General features: G+C 33.4%; 10 protein-coding genes. 5 read left to right on the top strand and 5 right to left on the bottom strand.

The genetic code is table 11. The features are described from left to right. Window positions 1-162 precede the first annotated feature (162 nt). The 5 genes from amaB to ABD859_RS06525 all read left to right on the top strand — a co-directional run bounded on the left by amaB (window position 163) and on the right by ABD859_RS06525 (window position 4,691). Window positions 163-1,716, top strand: a complete 1,554-nt coding sequence (gene amaB / locus ABD859_RS06505) for an L-piperidine-6-carboxylate dehydrogenase (RefSeq protein ID WP_345141854.1) — start codon at window positions 163-165, stop codon at window positions 1,714-1,716. Between the two features lie 125 nt (window positions 1,717-1,841). Next, window positions 1,842-2,654, top strand: a complete 813-nt coding sequence (locus tag ABD859_RS06510; RefSeq protein WP_345141857.1) for a leucine-rich repeat domain-containing protein — start codon at window positions 1,842-1,844, stop codon at window positions 2,652-2,654. A gap of 38 nt (window positions 2,655-2,692) precedes the next feature. Further along, entirely contained in the window at window positions 2,693-3,736 is a 1,044-nt protein-coding gene (locus tag ABD859_RS06515; protein WP_345141860.1) for a hypothetical protein, read from the top strand. Window positions 3,737-3,832: 96 nt separating this feature from the next. Continuing rightward, the gene (locus tag ABD859_RS06520; RefSeq protein ID WP_345141862.1) at window positions 3,833-4,306 is read left to right on the top strand and encodes a LemA family protein; all 474 of its coding nucleotides are present in this window, start codon (window positions 3,833-3,835) and stop codon (window positions 4,304-4,306) included. Further along, on the top strand, window positions 4,287-4,691 hold the full coding sequence (locus ABD859_RS06525) for a hypothetical protein (protein WP_345141865.1): 405 nt from the start codon (window positions 4,287-4,289) through the stop codon (window positions 4,689-4,691). Before ABD859_RS06520 ends, ABD859_RS06525 begins: the two co-directional genes overlap by 20 nt. A gap of 60 nt (window positions 4,692-4,751) precedes the next feature. On the opposite strand, the gene ABD859_RS06530 is transcribed toward ABD859_RS06525, so the two are convergent. The 5 genes from ABD859_RS06530 to nuoL all read right to left on the bottom strand — a co-directional run bounded on the left by ABD859_RS06530 (window position 4,752) and on the right by nuoL (window position 13,659). After that, window positions 4,752-7,514, bottom strand: coding sequence for a pectate lyase family protein (locus ABD859_RS06530; RefSeq protein ID WP_345141868.1), 2,763 nt, complete (start codon window positions 7,512-7,514; stop codon window positions 4,752-4,754). A gap of 430 nt (window positions 7,515-7,944) precedes the next feature. Continuing rightward, window positions 7,945-8,718 carry a Bax inhibitor-1/YccA family protein gene (locus ABD859_RS06535; RefSeq protein ID WP_345141870.1) on the bottom strand — a complete coding sequence of 258 codons (774 nt, stop codon included), beginning with the start codon at window positions 8,716-8,718 and terminating at the stop codon, window positions 7,945-7,947. A 159-nt stretch (window positions 8,719-8,877) separates the two neighbouring features. After that, on the bottom strand, window positions 8,878-10,269 hold the full coding sequence (locus tag ABD859_RS06540) for an NADH-quinone oxidoreductase subunit N (protein ID WP_345141872.1): 1,392 nt from the start codon (window positions 10,267-10,269) through the stop codon (window positions 8,878-8,880). 56 nt (window positions 10,270-10,325) lie between these two features. Further along, a complete protein-coding gene (locus ABD859_RS06545; RefSeq protein ID WP_345141874.1) occupies window positions 10,326-11,765 on the bottom strand; it encodes a complex I subunit 4 family protein in 1,440 nt (479 codons plus the stop codon). A gap of 10 nt (window positions 11,766-11,775) precedes the next feature. Then, the gene (nuoL, locus tag ABD859_RS06550; protein ID WP_345141877.1) at window positions 11,776-13,659 is read right to left on the bottom strand and encodes an NADH-quinone oxidoreductase subunit L; all 1,884 of its coding nucleotides are present in this window, start codon (window positions 13,657-13,659) and stop codon (window positions 11,776-11,778) included. Between the last annotated feature and the right edge of the window lies 1 nt (window position 13,660).

Consider the following 13,660-nt stretch of genomic DNA (forward strand, 5'->3'; position numbering starts at 1 on the left):
AAATTTCATGAAATTTACTGAATAAATCACCCTGAGTTTGCGTTAGTACTTATAAAATAACGCTAAATTTACTTTGTTTTTAATAATTCAAATCAATTTGAAATTAATTCTAAAACAATATCTTTACATAAAAATATAACAATTTTAACTAAAAAAGTTACAATGACAACAATAGCATCACAATTTGGCATGAATGAAGCTTTGGAACAACTAGGAATTAAACTGGTTAACGAAGGAACTTCAACAGGGACAGAAAATTTTTCATCGGGTGAAATTTTAGACAGTTTTTCTCCGGTAGACGGAAAATTGATTGCATCAGTAAAAACTTCTACACTTGAAGATTACGAAAAAGTGATGCGTTCGGCAACAGAAGCTTTTAAAACGTTTAGATTAATTCCTGCGCCTCAGCGCGGTGAAATTGTACGTCAGTTTGGAGAAAAATTACGTCAGAACAAGGAAGCTCTTGGTAAATTGGTTTCTTATGAAATGGGAAAATCATTGCAGGAAGGTTACGGCGAAGTTCAGGAAATGATCGATATATGCGATTTTGCAGTTGGATTGTCACGTCAGTTACACGGATTAACGATGCATTCTGAAAGACCGGGACACAGAATGTACGAACAATATCATTCATTAGGAGTTGTCGGCATCATTTCGGCATTTAATTTCCCGGTTGCCGTTTGGTCTTGGAATACAGCTTTAGCTTGGATTTCCGGTGATGTCTGCGTTTGGAAGCCTTCTGAAAAAACACCACTTTGCGGTATTGCGTGTCAAAACATAATTGCTCAGGTCATTAAAGAAAACAATCTTCCGGAAGGAATTTCTTGTTTAATAAACGGAGACTACCAAATAGGAGAGCTGTTAACAAAAGATACACGTATTCCGTTAATTTCTGCAACAGGTTCTACACGAATGGGTAAAATCGTTGCGCAGACCGTTGCGGGTAGACTAGGAAAATCTTTATTAGAATTAGGAGGAAACAATGCCATAATTGTAACTCCGGATGCCGATATTAAAATGACCGTTATTGGTGCTGTTTTTGGCGCTGTGGGAACAGCAGGACAGCGTTGTACTTCTACGCGAAGATTAATTATTCACGAAAGCATTTACGACAAAGTTAAAGATGCTTTAGTGGCGGCTTACAAACAATTACGAATTGGAAATCCGCTTGATGAAAACAATCACGTTGGACCACTTATCGATACGCATGCGGTTGAAATGTATGCTGTTGCTTTAAACAGAGTTGTTGCCGAAGGTGGTAAAATTCTTGTTGAAGGCGGTGTTCTTTCTGGAGAAGGTTATGAAAGCGGCTGTTATGTGAAACCGGCGATTGCTGAAGCCGAAAATTCTTTTGAAATTGTACAACATGAAACATTTGCTCCGGTTTTATATTTAATTAAATATTCTGGAGATGTAGATAATGCAATCGATCTTCAAAATGGTGTTGCTCAGGGATTATCTTCTGCTATTATGACGAATAATCTGCGTGAAGCCGAAAGATTTTTATCGGTTACTGGTTCTGATTGTGGAATTGCGAACGTAAATATTGGAACATCTGGAGCAGAAATCGGCGGTGCTTTTGGAGGTGAAAAAGAAACCGGAGGCGGACGCGAATCTGGATCTGATGCATGGAAAATTTACATGCGACGTCAGACAAATACAATTAATTACACGACAAATCTTCCTTTGGCACAAGGAATTAAATTCGATTTGTAGATCAATATATCTTATATATTAAAACGCTTTTTCAGAATAATGAAAAAGCGTTTTTTTGTTTATAGTATTTTTCTTTAATTTGAAGAAATTCCCTTGTAAAGAATCTTTAGACGAAAATAATCTCAATGAATTTAATTTTTTTAGCCGGACTTACACCTTTTGGATACGGATTTATAGGAGTGCTTATTGTGTCTTTTCTGCTGGCTTATTTGGGGCTTAAATCTTCTAAGAAAACAGAAAAAATTGGCTGTTTGTCAGTTGGTTTTGTGGCTCTTTTAATTTGGTTCGTCTTGATGTTTCCCACTTTTATTACCTTTTCAATTATTGAAAACGGAAATCAAGCCGCTAAAATAGGAGCAGCGGTTTTCTGGGTTTTAATTATTGTTTTGATTTTGTATTTTCGATTTGCAAAAGATACAACAAGCGTAAAGAAAATGATTTTTACGTTTTTTAAATACTTCTTTTATTTGATAGTGCTGGGCTTGTTTTTGGTATTGGTTTTTGGAATGGCTTATTATGTTTACGCAAGACTTTTTACAGCTGAGAAAAATGAAGATCCTGTATGGCCTGCGCTCCTTTGTATCTTTTTCCTTGCAACCCTTATTCTGGCAGGATTTGGTCTTTTAAATAAAAACAAAGAAGAAACGAAAAAGCAAAAAACAACTTTTTACAATTTAAAAGATGCCAAACTAAAGCCGGAATCTGTTATAGAATTGGACTTATCTAAATCGAAATTAACGGCATTTCCTGTAGAAATACTGAGTTTTAAAAATTTAAAATTTCTAATTCTCAGCCATAATGAAATCAGCGAAATTCCGAATGATATTAATAAACTACAAAAACTTATTGGTCTCGATTTAAGCAATAATCCTATTTCGGATGTTGAAAGAAGTAAGATTCGTAAACTACTTTCAAACGAAGTTGAAATTGTATTTTAGAGATTTCTCTTTTATAGAATAAATGTAACCTTTAAATTATGAATGAATTTTTGGATTTTCTTACTCAAAACGAAATAGACGGCGCGGGCGTTATATTCCTAATGATTTTTAGTTTAGGAATTGCTTTGTTTCAAACCGTTATATTTTCGGGTTTATTTAATTTAAAATTTCCAAACTGGCTTTTTTTTGTTTTGTGTCCGCTTTTAATTGGAGGAAGTTTTTTTGTAGATTCACATTATCCTTTTGCGGTTGTATTGCTTTTGTTTGGTTCTGTTTTTTTCTTTGCCATTATTGGTATGATTTATTCAGGTATTCAAAGTCGTAAACAGGAGAAAGAAGAAAGAGAAAAGTTCCGTAGAAAACATGCTATTCAAAAAACACCTTTAGATAAAAAACTTCTCGGTTTTTTGGTTGGAGCTTGTCTTATTGGTGCTTTCTTTTATCTTGCACAAAGCGGTAATCTCAAACTTTTATTTCTTATTATTCCGGGTTTTATTATAATCAATAATATTTTTTTTCCAAGCAAAAAGTCTCAGTTTATGAGGCTTCAATCGATTCTGCCGACTTCAAAAATAAGTGCAGCCGCAATGGGACAAGTGGAAGTTGTTGGAGATTTAGAAGAAATAGAACCTATAGTTTCTCCTTATTTTAGCAAACCGTGCATTGGTTATTATTATAAAATCGAAAAAGAAAGCAAACCAGATGATGACGGCAGAACAACCTACAGCACAGTATTTGAAGAATGCAAAACAGGTAAATTTAAGATTAAGGATGAGACGGGATCGCTTATAGTAGACGGTGAAGGACTTGAATATTATTTCGACAGAGTTGATAATCAGCAAGGCGGCAAAACGAGATATTCGGAAACTTATTTAAGAACTAACGATTATATGCTTCTTATTGGTTATGCTTCTTCAGATAATGGAAATGTATTAATAAAAAAAGGCGATTCTGATGCTGTTTTTGGGGTTGCTCTGCCCAGAAATATTTCATTTAGAAATAAATATAAACCCTTGTTAGATTCTTTTCTAACAACTTTGTTTTTTATAACACTTGTACTCATTTACATCATTTTAAATTAACACATTATGACTGTTCAAAATATCGCACTAATTGCCGGAATTCTGCTACTGATTATATTTTTCAATTTATTTATCAGAATATATAATAAGCTTGTAATGCTTAAAAATAACTATGAAAAGGCTTTTAGAAATATCGATGTTATTTTAATGCAGAGAGCAGATGAAGTTCCGGAACTGGTAAAAGTGGCTTCTAAATTTATGGAACATGAAACAGCAATGCTTACCAGTTTAACTAAACTACGAACGGATTTTTTGAATTCGAAAACAGTCGATGAAAAAATCGAAAATGCCAATGAATTTTCAAAAACAATGAAAAATCTATTTGCGATTTCTGAAAATTATCCGGCTCTTTCATCTAATTCAAATTTCCTTGAATTGCAGAAAAGGGTTTCGCAGATGGAAGATAAAATTGCAGACAGACGTGAGTTTTTTAATGACAGCGTGAATCTTTATAATGTGGGAATTCAGGAGTTTCCTAATTTTATTTTAGCTAGAATTGCAGGATATAAAACCCAGCATTTATTTGATGTTTCACCCGAAGAAAAGAAATATGATGGGATTCAGTTTTAATACTTTTTTTGGTTACGAAAATGAAATTAACAACCTACAGGATCAGGTTTTAATTTATGGTTTTGCAGGAATAATTTTTGGTATTCTGGCATTGCTTTTTCTTGCCATATTGTTAAGAAAGATCGGTTTAAATACTATAAACAGCTTTGTTGTAAATCCTTTAATGCTGTCTTTGGGATTAACGCTTTTTGTATCAATTCTGCCTACGATTGTTTTCTATGTTGTGGCTTTGGATATTTCGGGAGTAAAAATTGTTTACAGCTGGATTGCTATCTTTATTGGTATGGTTTTGTTTGTGATGTTTAATCTTGAAACGATTAAAAGCTTTTTTAAAGAATTTGGAAAATTGAGCGAACAGAAGGAATTTAGAAATAGAAAAAGATAATATAAAAATAGAGAAGGCTTCCAAAATCTGGAAGCCTTTCTTTTAAATAAAATAGAATATTTATTTTTTTACAATAGTCTGATTAATCAAGCCATCTGCAGTGAAAATCTTAGCAAGATATGTTCCCGCAGATAAGTGGTTTAAATCAATAGTTTCATTTCCTTTTTGAGATGTTTTTACTAAAGTTCCTAAAACATTATAAATCATGATTTTTTCTACTTTTTGATTTTGATCAGATACATATAAAGTTCCTGAGACAGGATTTGGATATAAAAATGGTTTAGAATTATCTACAGCAAGCAACGAATCAGGCTGAACAGTTTTAAGCGTTGTTGTATTATACGCTGTAACCATGTAGAATAAATTCGAAGTATCTTTTTTGGTGATTGTATGATTTCCTGCTGCAAGCGATACAGTAACAATTCCGTTTGAAGCCGTTTTATCTACATTATCAACTTTTATAGTTGCTGCAGATTCAACAAATACAAGAGTTAAAGTACTTGGCTGTGAAGTTGTAAAAGTGATACTTGTAGAAGATTCTATTTTTAAACACTGTGTAAGTGTTAAACCATTATAAGTAACTGTTCCTTTTGATGCTGAAAGATTTCCTGTAATGGTATAAAATGTACTTGTTTTATCTGAAGTTGTAAAGTTATGCACTTCATCTCCAGCCGGTGTACCAGTTGTAACGGTAATTGTTCCGGAAGCTGTTGCTGCAGTTCCTGTTCCTGTTGTGGTAACAGAATACGAAACATTTGCTGTTGGTGTTCCGTTGATTGTAATGGTTTTAGCCGATGTGTTTTTTACAAAAGATAAACCAGAAGCAGGTAATCCTGTTACAGAAGCATCAGTGGCAGTTCCGCCCCAAGTAAATACAATGCTGTTTATCGCAGTTCCGCTTGTTACAGTCTGGCTGTTATTGTTTGTTGAAGTTAGGGTTTGGCTTCCTGCAGCATTTACGGTAATGGTTCCAGATCCTGTTGCGGGAGTTCCTGCTGAACCAGTTGTAGCAATTGAATAATTTACTGTTGCAGTTGGAGTTCCTGTAATGGTAATTGTTTTAGCCGAAGTATTTTTTACAAAAGATAAGCCAGATGCAGGTAAACCTGTTACTGTTGCATCTGTTGCGTCGCCTCCCCATGTAAAAACAATTGTTCCAATAGCAGTTCCGCTTGTAACAGTTTGATTATTGTTAGAAGTTGAGGTTAAAGTTTGATTTCCGGCAGGAGGGTTTGTTCCGCCTTGTACAGCAACTAAACTCGTTTGATAATTATCCAGCGCTGCTTTCAAACCTGTATTTACACCATCAGCAGTATCGTCAACCGCATTATTGAAAGACCATTGCAAATCACCGCCCGAAACACGTCCTGCATATTGCATTACGGTAGTTTTTGCATTTTCCGGAGTTTCTGGCGTATACGAATACATCACACTCGAATTTGTGTCGAAGTTGTTATAAGTTTTCGCTCCTTTTTTTGATTTAATACTGCTGCTGATGGTTTCGCTCCTCGTTGAAGCTACATACGCATCAAATTCTACAGGATATGTTGTGGCATTATATCCCACAAAACGGGTTTGTCCGCTCATTGTATTGTTAAAAGCTTTAATGGTTCCGCCGTCTTCACTTGAAAAAGTTCCTGCAGCACCGTTATAGACATCCGTTCCCTGCATTGACGTAAGCATTGGATATTTACAATTTCTAAAAAAGTTAGCTTCAACAAATACAGATGAACCTAATGTTGATCCTACGCCGTATTTAGAATTTCCATCATAATAATTGTTGTAAACGTGAGCAGAATAATAGCGAATTCTTGGATGACGTGAATCTGAATGATCATACCAGTTATGATGATACGTAATATATAAACCTTCTGTAGTTCCTTCGCTTAAACCTAAAAGATTACTTTTTCCATTATCCCAAAAATGGTTGTATGAAAAAGTAACATACGTTGATTTTTTGCAGTCTAATGCACCGTCACCTTTTATTTGGTCGGCATCACTTCCCGGTTTTCCATAAAAGAAATCACAGTTATGAACCCAAACATAATCGTTATTCTGCTGTAAGCCAATATTGTCACCTTCACCGCTGTCGCAGTTCATAATTCCAATATTCCGAATTTCAATATTAGATGCATTTTTTACTCTAATTCCCCATCCGTCAGCAGTAGCATCGTTTCCAATTCCTTCAAGGGTTATATAACTTGCAGCGTTATTGTTGTTTTCAATAACAAGATCGCCATTCATCATATAACTTAAATCAGTGATTTGGCCTATCATTCTAATAATTAATGGTCTTGTATCTTTTCCTTTTTTGTACGCGTCAAGAATAGTCTGCAGCCCCACACAAGGATTTGCTGATGCTCCCGTTACAGTAAGGGAAATTGTGTTTTTTGTCTGCTGTGTAATGTACAGGATTACGGCATTGCTCTTTGGTGTTCCATCTGCATTGTAAGCTCCGGGAACACGAGAATTTGAGAATGCAAATCCAGATCTGTCGTGGGCTTTAACGGTTAGTGAACTGGTTGTGGTTCCAGTTCCTTCTACGCCGGAAATAACAGGTTTTATTTTTACAGTATATGGTCCTGCTTTTAAACCCGGAATGTCGGCACGAAAGTAAGTCCCGTAGCTTCTAATAAGTTCGTTGTCAATTTTTTGATCTACGACTCCGTTTCCGGTGTAATAAACATTGTAGGTTTGCGCGTTACTAACGGGCTGCCATTTTACAAATACCGACTCAAGCCATCCGCTTGCTTCATTAATCTGTTGTGACCATGTTTGAAAAGCAAGTAGAAACATAGTCAGAAAAAGTAGGTTTTTTTTCATAATTGTTTAAGTTAGACATTAATAATAGTTTTTGTGGTTTTTTGTGATTGTCGATACAAGTTGATTGTAATCGATTACACAAAACTATGTAAAATTTACATATTCTCATTAATAAGTGTCTAAAAAAATATATATGAAAAAAATATTTTATTTATTTTAGTTAAAATGTAATAAATTGCATGAATTGTAATTTATTACATAATTTAAAATCTAACCGAAACTATTGATTTTATTGAGTTTTATTACTTACAAATAGTAAACAATTCTTAAATGTTATTTTTCTACTTATTTATTTTGTTTTTGTGAAATTTTTCGATTTTGAAATATCATGTGGTTTTTACAGATTAAAATTGTCTGCTATATAAAGATTTGAGCATAAAAAAAGCCTTTTTGAATTTCAAAAAGGCTTAAGTTTTTATATTAGAGGAAATTAATCTCTGCTTGCGAATTTAGATAACAATCTTAAAAATTCGATATACAGCCAGACTAAAGTAATCATTAATCCCATTGCGCCGTACCATTCCATGAATTTTGGCATTCTTTGCTGTACGCCTTTTTCTATTTGATCAAAATCTAAGAATAAATTTAATGCTGCAATAACGATTACAAAAACACTGATTCCAATACTCATTAAAGAGTTTCCATGATGAACAGGAGTGTAGCTTGTAAACATAGAAACAATCCATGAAATTAAGTAATAAGTAGCAATTGCTAAAGTAGCTGCAATTACAACCGATTTGAATTGTTCTGTAACTTTTACGATTCTAAATTTATATAAAGCCAGACAAACTAAAAAAGTAACTAAAGTTGCTCCAACAGCATTAATTACGATTCCTGGATACATAGCTTCGAAAATAGCTGAAATTCCACCTATAAATAATCCTTCAAACAAGGCATAACCCGGTGCAAGATATGGAGAAGCCTGTGGTTTAAATGCAGAAATAAGTACTAAAATAAAACCAACGATTGCACCTCCTATAGCTGGAAGCATAATATTCATTCCGTTAAATGCCATCCACCATGTTACCATAGCAGATCCGCATAAAATTAAAAATAAAATAGCTGTTTTATTTATTGTACCAGACAAAGTCATTTCCTGATTGTAATCAATAATCTTTGCTTCGTGTACTTCCTCAGCTCTTGAAACAGCATTAGATGAAAAACGCTTGTTACTTAAAAATGGATTTTTTGAATTAAAGGCCATAGTTTTTATGCTTTTAGTGAACCCAAATATATGGAGTTTTTTTGAAGTCTATAAGTTAACTTGAAATTTTTAACATGAAATTTTCTTTTGAAAAATGCCGTAAAATAAAAATCCATCAAAAGAAACTCTTGATGGATTTGAATATATTTTAATGTATTTCTATTTCAATAAATCTAGTACTAATGAAGGGAATAAACCTAAAGCAATGTTTAAACCAATTGAAATTACAGCAACGGCATAAATAAGGAATGGTTTTCCTGTACGCTCTTCGTTTGGCTCTTTAGAATACATGGCTAAAATTAATTTGAAATAGTATCCAACACTTATAATAGAGTTAATTACTGCAATAATTACAATAGCTACATAACCAGCGTGAATTGCCTGATCGAACAAGAATAATTTGGCAAAGAAACCTGAAAAAACAGGAATACCAGCCATTGATAACAATGAACCAGTTAATATTGCCGCTAATAAAGGATTTGTTTTTCCTAAACCGTGGAAGTTTGTAATGTCTTCGTTTTCCTGATTTTTGCAAACATATAAAATAACACTAAATGCTGCGATACCTGCTAGAGCATAAGCTGCTGTATAATATAAAAGAACTCCGGCAGAAGAAGCAATCGTTAAAAATGTCATTAACATGAAACCTGCGTGAGAGATTCCAGAAAAAGCAAGCATACGTTTTACATTTACCTGACGTAAAGCCATTATATTTCCAACTGTCATAGAAGCAATAGAAATAGTAAGAACAACATTTACAAATGTGTTTGAAAGGTCTTGGTTTTCAAGAGATGGAATTAAATTCATTCCTTCTGCTAATTTGTAAAGTGTAGCAATAGCGACAACTTTTGCCAATGTGCTCATTAAAGCAGTTGTTAAAGCAGGAGAACCTTCGTAAACGTCTGGAGCCCAAAAGTGAAATGGAACCGCTGCGACTTTAAAAAGCATACCAATAGTCATTAAAATCATCCCGATAGGAAACCAGATTGGTAACTCTGCAGATAAAGAGCTTTCGTGGATTTCTGCAATATCAAAAGTTCCCATTGCTCCATAAATCAAACAAATTCCAAATAAAATAATTCCTGAAGCGAAAGATCCCATTAAGAAATATTTCATACCCGCTTCATTACTTTTAATATTTAAACGATCGCTTGCTGCAAGAACATAAAGTGCAATTGATAAAACTTCGATTCCAAGGAAAAACATTGCTAAGTTTCCAAATGAAACCATAGCAACACCACCAGCCAATAAAAATACTTTTATAGCAACATAATCAGAAATTTTTGTCTGATGATTTTCGTAAAAATTATGGCTTAATGCTACAAGGAAAATGGTTAGAATAATAAATAATGATGAAAAAGCAGTAGAGAATTTACTTACTGTAATCATATTATTGTAATAACTTGCTGTTGTTCCAAATTCACAGAAATTAAGTGCTAAGACACCCAATAAACCCAAAATGGTAAATGGAACAATGCCTTTTCTAAAATTTAGAATTTCAAACAATAGGCAAAAAATACCCAATCCTGTTATAGCTATTAATGTATTCATTTTTGTTTTTTTGATTTAGGAAATCTAAAACGCCCTAATTTATTTTATTTAAAATATTAATTTTTATTGATAACGTTTAAAATCGTTTCTAAACTTGGAGTAATCAAATCTGTAATTGGTTTTGGATAGAATCCAAAGAATATTAAAACAGCAATAATTGCCACCATAGAAATTCCTTCGTTTACAGAAACATCTGCAAAAGTTTTAGAATTGGTTTCGCCTAACATTACATTTTGGAACATTTTAAGCATATAATAAGCTCCTAAAATAATAGTTGTTCCGCCTAAAACGGCAAACCAGATATTAACTTGTGATAAACTATATAATACAGTAAACTCTCCAACAAAGTTAAATGTGCTTGGAAGCGCCACAGAAGCCAGAACCAAAATTAAAAACATAGAAGTAAATTTTGGAGACTGAGTACGGATTCCGCCTAATTCAGCAATATTTCTTGTTTCAAATCTTCTGTAGATAATTTCTGCTGCATAGAATAATCCAACTACAACAAAACCGTGAGCGATCATTTGTAAAACAGATCCACGTAAACCATCAAGAGTTAAAGTGTAAGATCCTGCAGCAATTAATCCAACGTGAGCTAGAGATGAATATGCTAATAATTTCTTCAAATCTTTTTGTTTTAAAGCTACAATAGATCCGTAGATAACTCCGGCAATTCCTAATACGATGAAAATATTCATGTATTCTTTTGCGGCAAGAGGAGCAATTGGCAATTGCCATCTAATAACACTATAAAGTCCCATTTTCAACATTATACCAGATAAAAGCATTGTTCCAACTGTTGGTGCTTTTTGGTACACATTTGCCTGCCATGTATGGAAAGGAATAATAGGAATCTTAATAGCATAAGCAAGGAAGAAGGCAAGGAAAATCCAAAGCTGTTCGCATGCTGATAATTGTACTTTGTATAAATCCTCAATTAAGAAGCTTCCTGCTTTTTGGTATAAGTAAATAAATGCAGTTAACATGAATAACGAACCGGCAAGTGTGTAAATAAAGAATTTAACCACTGCTTTTCTGCGTTCTTCAGCGTCACCATTACCCCAGATAAGAGCAATAAAGTAAATAGGAATAAGAGCTAACTCCCAGAAAATATAATATAATAAACCATCTGCAGCAAGAAAAGTTCCTGTCATTGCAAAGGCCATAAATAAAATTAAAGCATAAAAAGCTTTTGCATTTTTATATTCATTTCCAAAAGAAGAGAATATAATAATCGGTGTTAAAGCTGTTGTCAATAAAAGCATTGCAAGAGCTAATCCATCAGCATTAAGCGCAAATGAAATTTTAGGCTGATTGATCCATGCATTTATAAGGCTGATGTTTTCTCCAGCATTAAAATGGTTTAACAATACAACCGAACAGCCAAGAGCTGCCAAACTAAAGAACAAAGCTACTTTTGAAGCGAGTTTGTCACCGGCAAAATAGGTGATAAATGCACCAACTAAAAGAATAATTAATATAAGAGAAACGTTCATAGTTATAAAATTATTGAGCTAAAAATATATAAGAAACAATGGCGCAAAGACCTAAAACGAAAACGAACAGATATAATCCAATACTTCCGGTTTGTAGTTTTTTACCTTGAAAAGCTAATTCGTTTGCTGCTTTTCCTAATCCAAAAACAACAGCAGATAAACCAGTTTCAATATAGTCTCTAAAAAATCTTGACAATGCATTTACAGGACCAACAAAGATCGCATCGTAAATTTCATCTACATAATATTTGTTGTATAATACTTTTGTTAATCCGGTAATGTTTTCATCAGCTTCCGGAACATTATCTTGTTTAAAGTATTTTATGTAAGCAATTAAAATTCCTAATAATCCGCCTAAAACAGCAACTCCCATTAAAGTATATTCAGTTGCACCTAGATGATGTTCTTCACCAGCTGCTTTAGTAAATAAAGGAGCTAAATATTGGTTTAACCAGCTGTTTCCTGGTAAACTGATTAATCCTCCAAAAGTTGCTAAAATTGCTAAAATGATTAACGGAATAGTAATTAATGAACCGCTTTCGTGTAAATGATGTTTTTGTTCTTCAGTTCCTCTAAATTCTTTAAAGAAAGTTAAGAACATTAATCTAAACATATAGAAAGCCGTCATGATTGAAGCAACAGATCCAACAACGTATAATGGAATACTGTGGTGGAAAGCTGTTAATAAGATTTCGTCTTTTGAGAAAAATCCAGAGAAAAACGGAACTCCTGAAATTGCTAATGAAGAAATTAACATTGTCCAGAAAGTGATTGGCATTGCTTTACGAAGACCTCCCATATTACGCATATCCTGCTCGCCATGTAATCCGTGAATAACAGAACCTGAACCCAAGAATAAACAAGCTTTAAAGAAAGCGTGAGTGATTACGTGAAAAACAGCTACTTCATAAGCTCCAAATCCTAATGCTAAAAACATTAATCCTAATTGTGAGACTGTAGAGTAAGCCAATACTTTTTTAATATCGTTTTGTACTAAACCAATCGTTGCCGCAACTAATGAAGTAATAGCTCCAATAACTGCAATTACAGTTTGTACATCAACTGCTAAATCAAAAACAAAATTTAATCTTGTTACCATAAAAATACCCGCTGTTACCATTGTAGCCGCGTGAATTAATGCAGAAACAGGAGTTGGTCCTGCCATCGCATCTGGTAACCAAGTGTATAATGGAATTTGAGCAGATTTACCACAAGCTCCAATAAACAAGCATAAAGCTGCCAGTGAAAGTAATGATATATCTAAGTTTGCTGCTCCGGCAATAGCCGTTTTTAATGTTGCGTAATCTAAAGTAGAGAACATTGATCCAATAATGAACATACCAATTAAAAGACCTAAATCTCCAATTCTGTTCATAATGAAAGCTTTTTTTGCCGCATCATTGTAATCCTGATTTTTATGCCAGAAACCAATAAGTAAGTAAGAGCAAAGTCCAACGCCTTCCCATCCAATAAATAACACTAATAAGTTGCTTCCAATTACAAGTGTAATCATAAAGAAAACGAACAGATTTAAATACGCAAAAAACTTGTGCATATTCTCATCGTCATGCATGTAACTGATAGAGTATAGGTGAATAAGTGATCCAATCCCGGTTACGAAAAGTAACCAAAGAACAGATAACTGATCTAATAAAAATCCAAGATTAATTTTTAAGTTACTAATTTGAATCCAATCAAATAAAGTAACTTCAATTGCTTTTCCAGTTGAAGTAATTTGATTAAAAAGAATAAGAGTAACGATGAAAGAAATTGCTACAGCAACAGTTCCGATTGCTCCTGAAACAGTTTTGCCTAAGCTTTTTCCAAAGAAAACATTGATTAAAAATCCTAAAAAAGGAGTTAATACTAAAAGTAAAGCTAAATTAATATCCATT

This window comes from Flavobacterium ginsengiterrae (assembly GCF_039539785.1).
GTDB classification, from domain to species: Bacteria; Bacteroidota; Bacteroidia; order Flavobacteriales; family Flavobacteriaceae; genus Flavobacterium; species Flavobacterium ginsengiterrae.

What these genes read in the sequence shown, in the direction of transcription:
- ABD859_RS06540 (WP_345141872.1), bottom strand. Translation starts at nt 10,269, where the DNA reads ATGAATACATTAATAGCTATAACAGGATTGGGTATTTTTTGCCTATTG.
- ABD859_RS06535 (WP_345141870.1), bottom strand. Translation starts at nt 8,718, where the DNA reads ATGGCCTTTAATTCAAAAAATCCATTTTTAAGTAACAAGCGTTTTTCA.
- ABD859_RS06545 (WP_345141874.1), bottom strand. Translation starts at nt 11,765, where the DNA reads ATGAACGTTTCTCTTATATTAATTATTCTTTTAGTTGGTGCATTTATC.
- nuoL (WP_345141877.1), bottom strand. Translation starts at nt 13,659, where the DNA reads ATGGATATTAATTTAGCTTTACTTTTAGTATTAACTCCTTTTTTAGGA.
- ABD859_RS06510 (WP_345141857.1), top strand. Translation starts at nt 1,842, where the DNA reads ATGAATTTAATTTTTTTAGCCGGACTTACACCTTTTGGATACGGATTT.
- ABD859_RS06520 (WP_345141862.1), top strand. Translation starts at nt 3,833, where the DNA reads ATGCTTAAAAATAACTATGAAAAGGCTTTTAGAAATATCGATGTTATT.
- ABD859_RS06515 (WP_345141860.1), top strand. Translation starts at nt 2,693, where the DNA reads ATGAATGAATTTTTGGATTTTCTTACTCAAAACGAAATAGACGGCGCG.
- amaB (WP_345141854.1), top strand. Translation starts at nt 163, where the DNA reads ATGACAACAATAGCATCACAATTTGGCATGAATGAAGCTTTGGAACAA.
- ABD859_RS06530 (WP_345141868.1), bottom strand. Translation starts at nt 7,514, where the DNA reads ATGAAAAAAAACCTACTTTTTCTGACTATGTTTCTACTTGCTTTTCAA.
- ABD859_RS06525 (WP_345141865.1), top strand. Translation starts at nt 4,287, where the DNA reads ATGATGGGATTCAGTTTTAATACTTTTTTTGGTTACGAAAATGAAATT.